The sequence below is a fragment of the Bradyrhizobium sp. CB2312 genome, from assembly GCF_029714425.1.
In the GTDB taxonomy this organism is placed as follows: domain Bacteria; phylum Pseudomonadota; class Alphaproteobacteria; order Rhizobiales; family Xanthobacteraceae; genus Bradyrhizobium.
In genome coordinates this window covers 6,487,603-6,503,644 of record NZ_CP121668.1, presented here as the reverse complement: position 1 = coordinate 6,503,644, position 16,042 = coordinate 6,487,603, and the positions used below count along the sequence as shown (strand labels likewise).

At 63.5% G+C, this 16,042-nt stretch carries 9 protein-coding genes; 5 read left to right on the top strand and 4 right to left on the bottom strand.

What is annotated here, in order from left to right:
* Positions 1-2: 2 nt before the first annotated feature.
* Genes QA642_RS31820 through QA642_RS31810 form a run of 3 tightly spaced genes read left to right on the top strand, consistent with a single transcriptional unit; the run spans position 3 to position 5,166 of the window.
* On the top strand, positions 3-3,185 hold the full coding sequence (locus tag QA642_RS31820; protein ID WP_283080398.1) for an efflux RND transporter permease subunit: 3,183 nt from the start codon (positions 3-5) through the stop codon (positions 3,183-3,185).
* Positions 3,182-4,453: an efflux RND transporter periplasmic adaptor subunit gene (locus tag QA642_RS31815; RefSeq protein WP_283080397.1), complete on the top strand. Its 1,272-nt coding sequence runs from the start codon at positions 3,182-3,184 to the stop codon at positions 4,451-4,453. Before QA642_RS31820 ends, QA642_RS31815 begins: the two co-directional genes overlap by 4 nt.
* A gap of 11 nt (positions 4,454-4,464) precedes the next feature.
* Complete coding sequence (locus QA642_RS31810; protein ID WP_283080396.1) at positions 4,465-5,166, top strand: hypothetical protein; 702 nt, start codon at positions 4,465-4,467, stop codon at positions 5,164-5,166.
* A 26-nt stretch (positions 5,167-5,192) separates the two neighbouring features.
* Here the strand turns inward: QA642_RS31810 and QA642_RS31805 are convergent, their stop codons facing one another.
* From QA642_RS31805 to QA642_RS31795, 3 genes are all read right to left on the bottom strand, one after another.
* A complete protein-coding gene (locus tag QA642_RS31805; RefSeq protein WP_283080395.1) occupies positions 5,193-8,003 on the bottom strand; it encodes a winged helix-turn-helix domain-containing protein in 2,811 nt (936 codons plus the stop codon).
* 514 nt (positions 8,004-8,517) lie between these two features.
* Complete coding sequence (locus QA642_RS31800; RefSeq protein WP_235547499.1) at positions 8,518-8,745, bottom strand: hypothetical protein; 228 nt, start codon at positions 8,743-8,745, stop codon at positions 8,518-8,520.
* A gap of 327 nt (positions 8,746-9,072) precedes the next feature.
* Positions 9,073-9,315, bottom strand: coding sequence for a hypothetical protein (locus QA642_RS31795; RefSeq protein WP_283080394.1), 243 nt, complete (start codon positions 9,313-9,315; stop codon positions 9,073-9,075).
* Positions 9,316-9,639: 324 nt separating this feature from the next.
* Between QA642_RS31795 and QA642_RS31790 the strand changes: the two genes are divergently transcribed.
* Complete coding sequence (locus QA642_RS31790; RefSeq protein ID WP_283080393.1) at positions 9,640-9,849, top strand: hypothetical protein; 210 nt, start codon at positions 9,640-9,642, stop codon at positions 9,847-9,849.
* Between the two features lie 88 nt (positions 9,850-9,937).
* Positions 9,938-12,817 carry a winged helix-turn-helix domain-containing protein gene (locus QA642_RS31785; RefSeq protein WP_283080392.1) on the top strand — a complete coding sequence of 960 codons (2,880 nt, stop codon included), beginning with the start codon at positions 9,938-9,940 and terminating at the stop codon, positions 12,815-12,817.
* 282 nt (positions 12,818-13,099) lie between these two features.
* Here QA642_RS31785 and QA642_RS31780 read toward each other — a convergent pair whose 3' ends face one another.
* Positions 13,100-15,937 carry a winged helix-turn-helix domain-containing protein gene (locus QA642_RS31780; RefSeq protein ID WP_283080391.1) on the bottom strand — a complete coding sequence of 946 codons (2,838 nt, stop codon included), beginning with the start codon at positions 15,935-15,937 and terminating at the stop codon, positions 13,100-13,102.
* Positions 15,938-16,042: the final 105 nt, after the last annotated feature.

Here is a 16,042-nt window from a genome sequence, read left to right as displayed (position 1 = left end):
CCATGGGAATTGTTCGCTTCGCGCTGCGGCTTCCGCATACATTCTACGTGCTTGCGGCCCTGATCCTGTTTCTCGGCGGCATCGCGATCCGCTCGATGCCAACCGATATTTTTCCGGAGATCCGGATCCCGGTCGTCACGGTCATCTGGAGCTACACTGGGCTTTCGACCCCGGAGATGGAGCAGCGAGTCAGCACCTATAGCCAATATTCGATCAGTGCCAATGTCAGCGGGATCAAGAATATCGAGGCGCAGACCCTCAACGGTCTGTCGGTTCAGAAGATCTACTTCCAGCCGGACGTCAATCTCGATCTCGCGATCTCGCAGATCGTCTCTGCGACCAACGCCATCCGCGCCCTGATGCCACCCGGCATCCAGCCGCCGATCATCGTGCAGTTCAATGCCTCGAGCGTGCCGGTGCTCCAGCTCAGCCTCGAGTCGAACACCCTGAACGAACAGCAACTCTACGATTTCGGCATCTACCGGGTCCGCCAGCAACTGGCACCCGTGCCGGGTGTGACCTTGCCCACGCCTGCCGGCGGCAAGTACCGCCAGATCATGGTCGACATCGATCCGAATAAGCTCTTGTCGCGGGGATTGACACCGCTCGACATCGTCAACGCGGTGAACACCCAGAACCTGACATTGCCGACCGGCACGACCAAGATCGGCGACACCCAGTACACCGTTCGCACCAACGCGACGCCGGCCACGATCCAGGATCTCAACATGATCCCGGTCAAGTTCGCGAACGGCGCGACGATCTTCCTGAAGGACGTCGCCCAAGTCCGCGACGGGGCCCAGGTCCAGCAGAACATCGTCCGCGAGGACGGCCATCGCGCCGTCCTGCTCAGCGTCATCAAGAACGGAAATGCCTCCACGCTTGCCGTCGTCAATGGCGTGAAGGCGGCGTTGGCGTCGATCCGCGCGTCGGCACCTGCGGGGCTGAAGATCAACGAGCTGTTCGACCAGTCGATATTCGTCACCCATTCCGTCGATGGCGTGCTGCGCGAAGGCGCGATCGCGGCGGGCCTCACGGCGCTGATGATCCTGGTGTTCCTGGGGTCGTGGCGATCGACGCTGGTCGTCCTGATCTCGATCCCGCTGGCGATGTTGTCGTCGCTGATCGTGCTGTATTTCCTCGGCGAGACCCTCAACACGATGACGCTCGGCGGGCTTGCCCTCGCGGTCGGCATCCTCGTTGACGATTCGACGGTGACGATCGAGAACACCCACCGGCTCTGGACCGAGGAAGGCATGCCGCTGCCGGACGCGACCCTGCACGGCGCCGCTGAAATCGCCATTCCAACGCTGGTCTCGACGCTCGCGATTAGTTGCGTGTTCACCTCGGTCGTGTTTCTGGAGGGGCCGGCCAAATATCTGTTCACGCCGCTGGGCCTCGCGGTCGTGTTCGCGATGCTCGCGTCATACGGATTGTCGCGAACGCTCACGCCGATCACCATCGGCTTGCTGTTGAAGGGCGAGCGACGTCATGGCGAGGGCGAGCGCCCGTCGGGCATCTTTGCGCGCGCCTCTGCCGCGTTCGAGCGCGGGTTCGAGCGTCTGCGCGACGGCTATTCCAATCTCTTGCTGGTGCTTCTGCGGCGTCGGGTCATCGTCCCTGTCGTCGCCGTAGCGGTCTTGGCGCTCGGGGCTACGATGTTCCTCTATGTCGGCAGGGACTTCTATCCCCTGATCGACGGCGGCCAGATTCAGCTGCACGTTCGCGCGCCGGCGGGGACGCGCATCGAGCGAACGGAGGCGATCTTCCAGTCGGTCGAGGACAAGATCCGCGAAGTCATTCCGGAGCGTGACCGGGCACTGATCGTCGACAATATCGGCCTCCCCGCGCGTCCCTACAATCTCGCATTCACCGACGGTTCCACGATCGGGGTGAACGACGGCACCATCCTCGTGTCGCTGAAGGAGGGGCACAAGCCGACAGCGGACTACGTCAGGAAGTTGCGACAGGTGCTGCCATTGGCGTTTCCGGAGGACACCTTCTATTTCCAAGCCGCGGACATCGTGACGCAAATCCTGAACTTCGGCCTTCCGGCACAGATCGATGTCCGCACCGTCGGTTACGGCAGCAACAACCTGGCGGTGGCCAAGGAGCTGCAGAAGAATCTCGCGGCGATCCCCGGAGTCGTGGATGCGCATCTGCAGCAGGAAGTCGATGCTCCCGCATTCTATGCCGACATCGACCGCACCCGCGCCGCACAGCTGGGCCTCAATGCCAGCACGGTGGCGACCAATATCAATGTCAGCCTCAGTTCGTCCGCTCAGGTGTCGCCGAATTTCTGGACGGATCCGACGTCCGGAATTCCCTATTACCTTGCGGTGCAGACACCCGAATACAGGGCCAACTCGCTGAACGCCCTGGGCAACACGCCGGTGTCGGCCTCGCTTGCCGCAAGCGGACAGACGGTGCCCGGCCTCCTCAGCAATGTCGCGACGTTCAAGCGCGGCACCGTTCCCACCAATTCGAACCAGGCCAACGTCCAGCCGGTGTATGACGTCTATGCGAGCGTGCAGGGTCGCGATCTCGGTAGCGTTGCGGCTGACATCGAGAAGGTGACGTCGACCCTGCAGAAGCAGTTGCAGCCGGGCAATTCGATTCAGGTTCTGGGACAGATCCAGAGCATGCATCAGTCGTTCCGGGATCTCGGGATGGGTCTGGTGTTCGCGGCCATCCTCGTCTACCTGCTGATGGTGGTGAACTACCAGAATTTCGGCGATCCCTTCGTCGTCATCCTGGCGCTGCCGGCGACGTTCTGCGGCATCGTGACGATGCTGTTCATCACCGGCACGACCCTGAACGTGCCGTCGCTGATGGGAGCCATCATGGCGATCGGCGTTGCTTCCGCAAACTCCATCCTGCTCGTGACCTTCGCGCGGGACGAGCAGTTGAAGGGACACTCGGCGTTCCAGGCTGCGTTGAGCGCCGGCCGGACGAGGATCCGGCCCGTGCTGATGACCGCGGCGGCGATGATCGTGGGCATGATCCCGATGGCGATCGGCGGACCGGGTGAGGAGCAGAATGCCGCACTTGCGCGGGCGGTCATCGGCGGACTGCTGTTTGCGACCCCCACCACCTTGCTAATCGTGCCGTATCTCTTCGCGATGCTGCGCAAAGGCAACGACGGCAAGCCTCGCCACGGCGTATTCGAGGAGCAACCGGAATGAGTGATGTTCGCGCAAGGACCGACGACGAGGAGGCGAAAGACCGCCCCGGGGCGGAAAGCCTGCGGATCGTGGAGCTGCCGGGCAAGGGCGAACGATCCGGACGCCGTTACGGCGGCGCGCTGCTTGGCGCCGGTGCGCTCCTGCTGCTTGCGGGCGGTCTCGGCATTGGCGGCTGGCGGCATTATGAGGCCGCGCGTGACGTTGCCGCAATGACTGAGCGGGTTCGAACCAACGTTCCCGAGGTTCGGGTCGCGACGGTCCGGCCCAGCGGCGAGCTCATGAAGGTGACCTTGCCGGCGACGACGACGGCGTTCGAGGCGGCCAACATCTTCGCCCGGACCAGCGGCTATATCGAAAAGCGCTATGTCGACATCGGCGACAGGGTCAAAAAGGGCGATCTCCTCGCGGAAATCACCGCGCCCGAACTGGACCAGCAGATCGCGCAGGCGCAGGCGACGCTCGCGCAGGACCAGGCTGCGCTTCAGCAGGCGCAGGCGAGCCGGGAGCTCGCCGACGTTACCAATTCGCGCGACAGCAATCTCGTCAAGCAGGGCTGGCTGACGGCACAACAGGGCGACAATGACCGTCTTACCCTGCGCGCGCAGCAGGGGGCGGTGGGCGTCGCCCAGTCGAATATCACGGCGCAGCAAGCGCAGATCCGTGTCCTGGAGCAGGAGAAGGCTTATCAGCGTGTGGTGGCGCCGTTCGACGGCGTCGTCACCCAACGCAACGTGGACAATGGCAGCCTGGTGCAAGCCGGATCGACCTTCATGTTCACGCTGATGCATTCCAACGTGATCCGAACCCAAGTCTTCGTGCCGCAGGACGAGGCTTTCGGCGTCGGCCCGGGCGTCGATGCGGATATCCGCGTGCCCGAGATTCCGGGGCGGACGTTTGCAGGCAAGGTCACGCGGATCGCAACCGCGCTGCAGCCGGGGAGCCGGACACTGCTGACCGAGATCGACGTCCCCAATCCCGATGGTTTGCTGAGTCCGGGCATCTATTGCACGGTCGAGCTGTCGATCCCGCGCAGGACGCCGTCGATGACGATCCCGTCTGACGCGCTCGTCTTCGATCAGAATGGTCTTCATGTCGTGGTCGTGCGGAACGGCACGGTTCATTTTCAACAGGTCTCGATCTCCAGGGATTTCGGCACCACGGTGGAAGTGCGCGACGGCGTGCAGCCCGGTGATCAGGTCGTGCTCAATCCTGCGGTCAATCTGGCGGAGGGCAGCAAGGTCAGCGTTCGCAAGACCGAAGTGAGTTAGGGATAGGAAAGATGATGCGGATCGTGTTCGCCATCGTGATGGCGCTCCTGCTCGGCGGTTCTCCCGTTCAGGCACAGGTCGCAACGACCGGCAGTACGGCAATGGATCTGCCGACGGTACCGGGCGCCGTCGTGATCTCGCCGCTCAACAGTCCGGGGCCCTTTTCCGCGAGTACCGTGCCGGGCACTCCGGATACGACGCTGGCACCCGTTCCGCTCGCCTCGGATCCGACGACGCCGGGGACGGTGGTCACCTGCGCTCTGCCGTCGTCACCGCCAACGCCGGTGCCGGCGACTCCGACAGTATCGTCCACAGGACTTGCAACATCAGGCATCGCAGCCCCGATCCTGCCGGTCATAGGACAGAACAGCAGCTCCATTGGGACAATCTCCGCGGCCGCGCCGGCGGGAACAGGTGCGACGGTGGCATGCAGCTCGACGCCGGGAGGGCAGGTGGTAAGCGCTGCGTCTCTGCCGCTCTCGATTCCGCAGGTGCCGGCTAGCCCCGCGCCCGGCACGATCATGGCGGACACCAGCAGCGGCGATGGCACAGGCATAGATCCGAATGCTGCTGTCGTGCCCAGCCCGAACAGCTCGGCTTGCATGGAAGGCGTCTCGATGAATCTGGCGTCGCCCGCGACGGTGTTGCCGGCCAACGCCTCAGGCGCGGCGCCAACGCCCGGCGTGTCGCCGATCCTGCCGCCGGGATGCTGAGGCGAAGCTGCAAGGCTGTCGGGTCATTAGTGGCAGGTGTTCGACGCGGGCCTGTCGCTGTTGCTTGCCGAAGGCGAGGTGCCCGGCATTTCAGCCAGAGCGCGGGCAAGGGCGAGTGCGGGAAGATCGATCTCCTGATCGAACAGAGCGCTGAGCGGTCCGACGAGATCAAGTGCAGTCCGCTTACGGTTCGATCCCGCCATCACCCTTGCCCATGCCGCCGCAACCTTCAGCTCGTAGAAGCGGCATTGCTGCTCTCTGGCGACCGATAGTCCCTCGGCGAACAGCAGTTCGGATCGAGACAGATTGGATGGGGCATTGGCCAGGAGAACCTCACCCTTGATCCGCAACAAGTCCGCAAGGCACCACAACTGGCGGCCTTGTCGCGACATGGACAAGGCCTCTTCGACCGCGGCCAGAGCTTGTGCAGCCTCGCCGCTCGCGAGCAGGCCTTCGGCGAGCGATCCAAGAAACTCGGGGTTCCGCATCAACCATCCGTTCTCGGTCCGCGCTTTCAAGCCGTTGCGCAGCAGCGCTATTCCCTCGTCATGCTTGCCGTGCAGCACCAGCAATTGTCCCTTCAGGCAGGACGTCCAGCTGGTCCAGAAAGCTATTCCCTCGCGTGTGACGAGCTCGAGGAGGGAGGATATCGCCTGATCGGCAGCGGCGAGGTCATGCGTCATTAGCGCGATCGGGCAGACGGCATTCCGGAGTGCGTAGGCGATCGCAAGCTTGTCCTTCTCGCGCTCGGCGTCCTGGAGGCACTCGGCGGCGAGGGATCTGCTCTGGACGATCTTTCCCTGCAGCAGCAGGACGCGGGCGAGCATGGCCTTGGCCAGAACGCTCTGGTTCAGCAGAAACCACATCTGGTTTGCGCTGCCGTCCAATCCGCGAACCGTATGGTCAAGCGACAGGGTCAGCTCGCGCCGTGCATCCTCCTGCGCGCCGAAGAAATGTGCGGCGGCGCCGATCAGGCGGCGACCCACCGTCTCGTTGGCAGGATTTCCAGTGCGCAATGCGATCGCGAGGTAGCGTTCGCCGACCTCCTTGGCCGCGGCATATTGGCCCGAATTGAGATTATAGCTCCACAACGTCCAGACCGCCTTGAGCTGAAGCTCGAGGTCGGACAATTCCTCGGCGAGTCCAAGGCCGATGCTCAGCGCCGCCTTCATGCGATCAGCCGATCCCGTCGTGTTCAGGAGTGCGAATCCCAGGGCGACATAGAGCTGCGCCTTGAGTTTCGGAACGCAGGTGAACTCGGGACTGAAATGCGCAAGGGCGCGCTCGATCCGCGTCGAGCATTCCACGAAGGACAGCAATTGCATCCATACCGGGACGAAGCCGGCCGTCAGCTCGATGCCGAGCGCGGTATCTCCATCGGGCGAGAACGCCCAATCGAGCGCCGCATGCACGTTTCCGATTTCCTGGGCAAAACGGGAGATGTCGTCGGGAGCGGGAGAGGTGTCGCCGAGCGGCGCGATGATCTGCCTGAGAAAGCCGGCATGGCATCTGGCGGCCTGCTCGACGCCGCCCGCGTCCGCCAGCTTCTCCAGGGCATAGGCACGGGTGCTCTCCAGCAGACGCCATCGCCCCTCGAAGGAGGGGTCCAGCGACACAAGCGATTTCCCAACCAGATTGAACAGGGTCTCGATCACGTCCGAGCGCGACGATGAGTCGTCCATCATCGCGATGGCCGCATCGAGCGTGAATCCGGCCGGAAACACGGCGAGCCGGCAAAGCAGGTTCTGCTCCCCCGGCGACAAGAGGTCATAGCTCCAATCCAGTGTCGCGCGCAGGGTCTGGTGTCGCGGCAACTGGTCGCGGCGGCCGCCGTTCAGGAGCTCGAAGCGCTTGTCCAGCCGAAGCAAGACGGTGTCGACCCCGAGATTGGCGGCCCGGGCTGCGGCAAATTCCAATGCGAGCGGAATACCGTCAAGCCGACGACAGATGGCGGCTATTTTCCGAAGCTCCTCCGCGCCCGCAACGAAGCTCGTACGTAGCGCCCGTATTCGCGTGACGAACAGCTCCACGGCGCTTTCCCGGAGCAGCAGCTCGGTATCGTCCATATCGGGACGAGGGACGGACAGCGGTGGAACGGCCGCAACATATTCGCCGTCGATGCGGAGGCCTTCGCGGCTGGTCGCAAGCACGGTGACGTTCGGGCAATAGCGAAGCAAGGCACTCGCGATCTGCGCGGCGGCTTCGATCACGTGCTCGCAATTGTCCAGGACGAGGAGGAGACGGCGTGTTCCGATCGCCTGTGCTATGCTCGCGGCCGAAACGTCCTTGTCATTCGAGGCCAGCTTGAGTGCGCGGGCGGTCGCCGATGCGACAAGGGACGCATCCTGTAGGGTCGCGAGCTCGACCAGGGTCACTGAATCGTGGAAAGAGGCCGCGACGCTGCGCGCGAGCTCGGTTGCCAGTTTCGTCTTTCCGATGCCGCCGGGGCCGACGAGGGTCACGGCCCGATACGCGGACAACAATTCGGCCAATTGGCTCAGAGAATCTTCGCGACCGATCAGAGGCGCGCGGATGCTCGGCAAGTTGTTGGAAAAGGTCGCTTCGGCCGGCACCGTGACAGGTGCGGCTGCAGGGTGATCCAAAGGCCCGCTTCGCCAGGCTCCCGCGAGCGTATATCCACGTCCCGAAATCGTCTTGAGGAGATTGCGATCCTCGCCGAGCGCCTTGCGGACCGCCGAAATATGAACCTGAAGCGTGTTGTCTTCGACGGTCAGGCCCGGCCAGACGCTCCCGATCAAATCGTCCTTGGTGACCAGGAGACCGGCGGAGCCGACCAGCTTCTCGAGAATTTCGAATGCGCGGCTTCCGATCGGCACTGTGACGTCGTTGTATCGCAGCTCTCTTCGCTGGCAATCGATCAGCCAACGTCCGAAAGAGTAGGTTCGATCGACCGGCGATGACATAGAGAGAGATCCGTGCACCAACGTCGCAGCCGTGATCTCAGGGAAATCACGAGCCCGTCCTTGAGATCACCGACCCCTGGCAAGAATTTGAAAGCCTGAATGCGCTTGAAGCGTCGTATAGGGGAGCTGGTCGGCGTGTCAAGAAGGCCCGGTCGGTTGCCGGCGCATCGTTCATCGTCGATGCTGTATCCGATGCGCGCGTGTTCGACACACGAATTCGTGACCGCGGCTCGGCGTGTATCTCAATGAGAGTGGACGAGTAGGAACTTAATGCCATCAACGGAAGCATCATTTACGCAGATCGCTCGGCATCATCCACGCAAGAATTCCTGAGCACGCGTGCTTCCGACGATCCGCGTCGCAAGAGCGGCGGCCCGATCGAGAGCCGCCGTCTTGCCTTGACCGAATTTTGCTCCGGTCTGCGAACTCAATAGCCCGACGTGGGCTCGCACGGCGGCCGGCGCCAGGGAGCGGTTGCGTATGCGCCGACGTCGGGAGCACGGGCGCAGCTGCGCTTGGAGGAAACCGGGACGCGCTGAGCCGACGCGTAGGCGTCGACATTGGTGCGCTTCGCGTTCCCTTCGCGAGCCATCGCGGGGGAGGCAATCATGGCTGCGACCACGAATCCGGCCGACAAGAGCTTCAGTGTAGTCATCGAACGTCTCCTTGAGAAAGCGAGGCCGGGAACGCCTCGGCCCGCTCACCGGACATGTGCATGCCTGCGTCGGACCCGCAGTATTGATCGAACGAACATTTTCGTCTTTGCACGAAATCGCCGCGGTGGATGGCACGACGCGATCGAGCGCGTGATCAGTCACGCACTTCCGATGAAGCGCCGTTAAGGTCCGCAATTGGCGGATCGGCTATTGGTGGGTTTCGCGGTCCGCGGGGTGTGCGGCATGGCGCGGTCGCACTCTTGGGTTCGAAGGCGCTGCTATCAGCTGCACCTCACAGGACGCAAGATGCCGGGTCGTGATGTTCGTCATCGATGCCAGTTGCGGCTGTGAAAGTGACCCGCGCCGAATACGGGCGCGGCACCGCCCGGCCGCTCGAGGCCCATTCGCCCGGCGGGCGTCAGCGCACCACCATTCAGCACGTCGCGATCGGGATACATCGATGCGAAGGCGGCCGGCTCCTGATCGGCGAAGGACCAGGAGGCGGATGCGGACGAAATCGTTGCCGTTGAGATCAGCGCGGCGGCGATCAGAATCTTGAATGTACTCATAGCGATTCTCCATTGCTTGTCGTGTGCGGAGAGACGCTCGGCGACGATCGCTGCTCGGTTGATGGCGTTTCCCGAAGATTGTTTTGATGAGAGTCATGTAGGTCGTCGGTGCAGCAAGTCCCGGCGAATGCGCATCACTCTTGCGGGAAGAGTCTGTCAGCGTTGTTAGACTCCTCGCGCGATTGTGCGTGGCCAAACGCACCTCGTATCCGTTTCTGGAGGCGGATCATTTGAACATGTGGAGTGTGAGCAATGAGATCATTTGCTGCAATTTGTATCCTTGCCAGCGTTGCGCTCTCGGACGCTGCGTTTGCCCGAGGCGGCATGGGATCGCATATGTCGATGGGGAGCGGCGGCACGTTCGGTACGAGTGCCGCCACGCCCGGAACGAACTCACTGGGCACCGCGCTTCCCTCGTCGGAGACTGGCGGTCACGCTATGAAGGGGCCGATGCTCGGCACGGACCCGACCATCGACAAGGACGACGCCCGACTCGAAAAGATGCTGGAAGGATCGATCTGCCGCGGCTGCTGAAGAGCGCGCATTGCAGGCCGGCGGCCGGCGGCCGCGCGGCCCGGTGAGCTCTGTCTTTCAAAAGAGTTGGTGGTAAGCTGGGTAGAAAATGATGCAACCGCTTGGGGCTGTCCAAATCATGGCTGAGCCAGGCCAGCGTCCCGTCTATATTTGCGCGGAATGGGAAATCGATCTTGCCAGACGCGAATTGCGCTCGGCCGGAGAACTCATTCCTTTGGGGGGGCGCGCCTTTGAGATTCTTGCGGAATTGGTTCAGGCGCAAGGCCAGCTCGTCACCAAGAACGATCTGACAGAGCGGGTCTGGCGGGGCGTCTTTGTCGAGGAGAGTGCACTTCGTGTGCATATCGCCGCGATCCGGAAGGCGCTGGGTGCTGACCGCGACATGCTGTCAACCACTGTTGGCCGCGGGTATCGTTTGCTCGGCGCGTGGCGGAACCGGCAAATGGATGCCCCGCTGCAGTCTGCCGCAACCGAATTGCCGCCGTCGATCAACATTCCCAGCGCATCATTCGATCTGATCGGCCGGACCACCGCGATATCGCATTTGTGGCGGCTGCTGTCGGCCTACCGTGTGGTGAGCCTGGTCGGCCCTGGCGGAATCGGAAAGACCGCACTGGCGTTGGAAGCCGCCAGAACGCCGCCGCCCGGTTTCTCGGCTGACCGAGTGCTGGTCGAACTGGCTTCGCTGTCGGACCCCAGACTCGTCTGTTCGGCTATCGCCGGCGTGCTTGGCACCAAGCTCGAGAGCGAGGAGATTTCGCCGGATGCGATCGCGCGTGTGATCGGCTCTCGGCCATTGTTGCTCATCCTCGACAATTGCGAACATGTCATCGATGCCGTGGCGCAGGTAGCCGAACTGGTCGTCGGCCGCTGTTCGGGGACGATTATCCTTGCAACGAGCCGGGAGGCGCTGCGCATCGAGGGAGAGCATGTCTATCGCGTGCCTCCTTTGGGCGTGCCGCCTGAAGCGTGGCAAGAGCCCGCCGGCGCATCCGCGTACAGCGCGGTGGAATTGTTTACGAGCAGAGCGAAGGCGCTGGGTTCACGCTTTGCGCCGGACGAGGAGAACATCGGCGCCATCGCAGCGATCTGCCGGCGGCTGGATGGCATTCCACTCGCGATCGAGTTTGCGGCGGCGCGTGCAGTCATGCTCAGCCCGCCGAAGATCGCGGCGCTGCTCGATGACAGGTTCAAATTTCTGACCACCGGCCGGCGCACGGCGTTGCCGAGACAGCAAACACTTCGTGCAACGCTCGACTGGAGCTATGACCTCTTGCCGGAAGACGAGGCCTGGTTGCTCCGGCAGCTCGGCATATTCGCCGGCGAATTCCAGCTCGACGCAGTCATCGCCGTCGCCGGCGCGGGCATCGGCGACGTGACCGGACAGCTCACCAGGCTGGTGGCAAAGTCGCTCGTTCTTGCGGATATTCGCGGCGACAGCCCTCACTATCGCCTGCTGGATACCACGCGCGCCTATGCATTGGAGAAGCTGCGCACCGCCGGAGAATATCCCGCCGCGGCGGGCCGCCAGGCGAAGTACTATTCTGGGTTCTTTGCCAGCGCCGAAGCCGACAGCGAAGTGAGGCCGCAGGCGGAGTGGCTCACCATCTACGGCCGACACATCGACAACGTGCGAACAAGCCTCGATTGGGCCTTCTCGCCCGACGGAGACTCGCAGGTCGGGGCAGCTCTGACCGCCGCCGCGGTTCCGCTCTGGGTACAATTGTCGCTCCTCGCTGAATGCCGCGAGCGAACCGAACTTGCCCTCTCACGGCTCGATCCGACGGCCGCGGACTCGCCGCGGCTTCGGATGCAACTGTCGGCCGCACGTGGCTGGTCGCTGATGTACGGTGTAGGCAGGGCGAGGGAGGCCGGCCCGGCCTGGGCCGAGACCCTTCAGCTTGCCGAGCAGCTCGGTGACAGGGATTACCTGCTGCGCGCGCTTTGGGGTCTCTGTATCGATCAGTTCAACAACGGCGAATTCCGCGGGGCGCTCGAATTCGCGCACCGCTTCGCGGACCTCGTGGCCGATTCCGGCAATCCCGTCGACCGGATGATGGCTGACCGGCTTCTTGCCACCACGCTGCACTTTCTCGGCGACCAGCGGCTGGCGTATCACCACATCGGACGAACCCTGTCTCGTCTCTCCGACCTCGCGGCAAGGCCCCAGGTCATTCGTTTCCGCTTCGACCTGCGGGTCTCGTCCCGCTACTTCCAGGCCCGGATCCTGTGGTTGCTTGGCCTGGCGGATCAGGCCTTGAGCGTCGTCGAGCACAACATAGAGGAAGGCCGGGCCAGTGGTCACGCCCTCACATTTTGCAGCGTCCTCGGGCAGGGGGCCTGTCCGATTGCGTTCCTGGCCGGCGATCTCGATGCTGCCGAGCGCTATTGCACGATGCTGCTCGAGCACACCGAGCGCCAACCGATCCGCCTGTGGAACGTATGGGCGCGCGCCTTCAGGGGCCTTCTGATCGCGCGCCAGGGTGACCTCGCGACCGGATTGCCGCTGCTGCGCAAAGCGCTCGAGCTCGCGGGCGAGGCGCGTTTCCTGCCGCGCTTTCTGCTTCCTCTCGGCGAACTTGCGGCATGTCTCGGAGAGGCGGGCGAGGTGTCGCAAGGGCTTGCGGTCGCCGGCGAGACGCTCGCGCGTTGCGAGGCGAGGGACGAGGGATGGTATGTCGCCGAGCTCTGGCGCATCAAGGGCGAATTGCTGCTGCTGCCTGGCGAGCATCGCTCGACGATCGCCGCAGGACAGGCCTTCGACAGGGCGTTCGAGGTGGCACGGAGCCAGGGCGCCTTGTTCTGGGAGCTCAGGATTGCGATCAGTGTGGCGCGATTGAGGATGAGCGAAGGACACGCGGTCGAGGCGCGCCATGTTCTCGCCGCGGCCTACGGCAAGTTCACCGAAGGTTTCGAGACAGCGGACCTGCGCGGTGCGCGCGCGATGATGACCAAGGTCGGATCGTAGGCGACGGATGCCCCGGGGAGTGGCATCCGATTTCATCAATTGGATGCCGGTGCGGCCTTCGTGAGCGCCGCATCCCCGTGCCCTGGAACGTTCCGCAATTTCGCCCGTGACGCCGCCTGTGCCGCGCGCCGACGTCTCATTGCCAGCGCAGCATGGACCGGCGGTTCGCACGCGTCGTTCGAGACGGCCCCTCTCTATCGCAATTGCACGGCGTAGGCGGTCATTTGGCCGCAAAAGAGCACGAGCGCGGAAGGCTCAGCTCGGCAAGCAAGCCCCTTGCCGTCACGAGGTTGCGTGTATGGAAGCCCTCGCTAAATCGCCGATAGACGGACGCAAGCATGTCGTGCGCCTCCTGGCGGCGATCGCCTCGCTGCCATAGTCTTGCAAGCGCAATCGCCGCGCGAAGCTCATAACCGAGCGCCCCTGATGGCGGGCGAGGTCGAGCGCCTGAATGAGGCTCAGCTCCGCTTGCGCAAGATCCGGATCGTCCAGCTGCATCAGCACTTCGGCTCTTGCGCGCAGCATGTCGGGCATGTCCATCATGAAGTTGCGGTGGCGGGCCTGGTCGATCGCCTGGTCGATGGTGTCGAGCGCTTGTTCACTCTGACCTGCCGCGGCCAGGGCCTCGGCAAGGGGCATGCGAAGCCCTACCACCGCACCAAAGCTCTTGCTCTGCAGCTGCTCGATCGCGCCTCTCAGCATGGCGAGCCCGGTACCGGTCTCGTTCCGGGCCAGCAGCGTAATTCCCTTCATGGCCTCGCCGACCATCTGGAGGATGGCGAGGTTGTACCTTCGAGCCTCCGCGATGAACCTGTCGACATGGTCTTCGCAATCCTCCATGTCGCCATTCCAGAAGAAGACGCCGAATGCCCATGGCAGGGCGCGGCAGAACATGATCGGGTGGTTTGCCGCGATGACGTCCGAGATGGCCCGGCGCACCACTTGCGCCGCCTGATCGGGATAGCCCTGCAGCCAGAGGACTCGGGCAAGGCTGATCTGAGCGCGTTTGGGATATTCCAAGGTGAGGCGGCCACGGAACTCTTCCTCCAGGCCCGGCTGCAGCAGCGCCGCTTCGAGGTATGAGCGGGAAGCGCCAAACTTGCCAAGATACTGGCAGGAGATGCCGAGCAACAGGCGCATGCGCGCCACCGCCATGGAATCGTTGATGGCGAGAGCAATGGCTTCGCCCCGTTGGGCGGAGCGCAATGCGTCGTCGTATTTGCCGGCGAACAATTGCAGGAGGTGCAACTGGTCGATCAGACGGATTTGTCCCGATATGTCGCCGATCTCCTCTGTCAGCTCGATCGCCCGGTTGAGGTGATTTGCAGTGAGCTCGTCCAGTTGTCCTGTGAGCACGCGGGCGGCCCCCAGCGCAGTATGAAGCGCGAGCCCGTGCCTGATGCTTCCATTCGTCTGGTCGAGCGCATCGATCGCGCGGGTCACCCAGAGTTCACACTCCGCCAGGAGCGACAGCTTGAAGAACAGCCGTATCGAGGCTGCAGCGAGGGCTACGCCGATCCTGCGGTCGCCCTGATCCGAGAAGCACCACGTCAATGCGGCGCGTATGTTGCCGAATTCCTCCGCCGCCGCCGCAAGGTCCTGGTCCGATCTATCGCCGACTTTCTCGAGGAGACCGAGAAAATAACAGGCGTGACGTCGCGCAATCGCGCCGGTATCTCCGCTGGCGGCAAGTTTCTCTTGCGCGTATGCCCGGGTCGAGTCGGCAAGGCCGTAGCGGGTCGGTTGCGAGCCGGTGCTCAGCGCAAGCATCGACTTGGCAACGAGGCTGTCGATGACTGCCAGGATCGTATCGTCGTCTTCCGTGGCCGCGGCAATCGACCGCGCGGCGTCCAGCGTCATGCTGCCGACGAACACCGATAGCCGGCCGAGGATCTCACGTTCTGGGTCGGATAGAAGATTGTAGCTCCATTCGATGGTAGCACGCAGCGTCCGGTGCCGGGGCAGTGCGGTGCGCCGCCCCTCCCACAGCAAATTGAGGTGCTGGTCGAGGAGTTGGGCCATCGCTCGCGCGCCATATGTGCTCGCATGACCGGCGGTGAGCTCGATGGCAAGCGGGATGCCGTCGAGCCGACGGCAGAGGTTGCCGACATCAAAGGCGTTCGCATCCGTCAGCGCGAACTCGCCGCCTCCCGCGGTCGCACGCTCCACGAAGAGTTTCACGGAAGGAAAAGCGAGGGCGTTCGCAGCCGTCAGAACGACCTTCTCCGGCGGGCTCGGCAACGGCGGGAGACGGTATGTGAACTCGCCCTCGACGCGCAGCAATTCCCGGCTCGTTGCCAGGATGTGCAGATCCGGTGCTGTCTGGTAGAGCCGTTCGGCCAGCGCCGCGGCGGCTTCGATGACACGCTCGCAGCAATCCAGAATGAGCAGCATGCGCCTGTCGCGCAGGAACGTCGCGAGGCTGTAGGTGGGATCGTTCGATCTCGCCTGCAGCCCGAAAGAAGATGCGACGATCGCCGGCACCAGAGTGTCGTCCTCCGCCTCGCCGAGGCCGACAAAATGGACGTGACCGCCAAATTCCGTGAGCAGCGCATGGCCCGCGGAAACGACGACCGTGGTCTTGCCGATGCCGCCCGGGCCGACGACCGTGACGAAGCGCTGGGCTCTTAGCTTTTCCAAGATGTCCTGGATGGCTTGCTCGCGTCCTACCATCTGCCGGGGATGCGCTGGCAGATTGTGGACATAAGCGGGACTCGCCGGTGCAGACGGCCTCTGATCCGGCCGTGAGACTGCCGCGACGAAGCAGTAACCTTGCCCGGAAACCGTGCTCAGATATCTGGTGCCACCGTTGCCGTCTCCGAGCGCCTTGCGGAGTGCGGCGATATGGACGCGCAGGCTGTTTTCCTCGACATCGGCGCCCGGCCACGTCTTGGCCATCAGATCCGTCTTGCTGACGACGTTGCCGGCCTGCCGCACCAGTGCGAGCAGGATGTCGAATGCGCGGCCGGACAGTTGGAGCGGGCTCCCGTCTCTTTCAATCCGCCGCTGTGAAGGGTCCAGCCGAAACGGCCCAAAGAGGAAGATCTCCTGGGCGGACTCGTCTTGCGCGGAGTGGCAAGCTACGGCGGTCATGTTGTTGCTTTGCCAGCGGAGGGCCATTCGAGATATCAACCCAGCGCACGAATCGTCACGTTCGATGACTTGGGAGCACACCAAGACGTGTGAACGTAGTGGCTCTTCAAAGGTAGCATCCGGCTGTATCAG

Excerpts from the sequence above, each read along its gene's own strand:
- QA642_RS31780 (WP_283080391.1), bottom strand. The coding sequence starts at position 15,937 with ATGGCCCTCCGCTGGCAAAGCAACAACATGACCGCCGTAGCTTGCCAC.
- QA642_RS31820 (WP_283080398.1), top strand. The coding sequence starts at position 3 with ATGGGAATTGTTCGCTTCGCGCTGCGGCTTCCGCATACATTCTACGTG.
- QA642_RS31810 (WP_283080396.1), top strand. The coding sequence starts at position 4,465 with ATGATGCGGATCGTGTTCGCCATCGTGATGGCGCTCCTGCTCGGCGGT.
- QA642_RS31800 (WP_235547499.1), bottom strand. The coding sequence starts at position 8,745 with ATGACTACACTGAAGCTCTTGTCGGCCGGATTCGTGGTCGCAGCCATG.
- QA642_RS31790 (WP_283080393.1), top strand. The coding sequence starts at position 9,640 with ATGGGATCGCATATGTCGATGGGGAGCGGCGGCACGTTCGGTACGAGT.
- QA642_RS31815 (WP_283080397.1), top strand. The coding sequence starts at position 3,182 with ATGAGTGATGTTCGCGCAAGGACCGACGACGAGGAGGCGAAAGACCGC.
- QA642_RS31795 (WP_283080394.1), bottom strand. The coding sequence starts at position 9,315 with ATGAGTACATTCAAGATTCTGATCGCCGCCGCGCTGATCTCAACGGCA.
- QA642_RS31785 (WP_283080392.1), top strand. The coding sequence starts at position 9,938 with ATGATGCAACCGCTTGGGGCTGTCCAAATCATGGCTGAGCCAGGCCAG.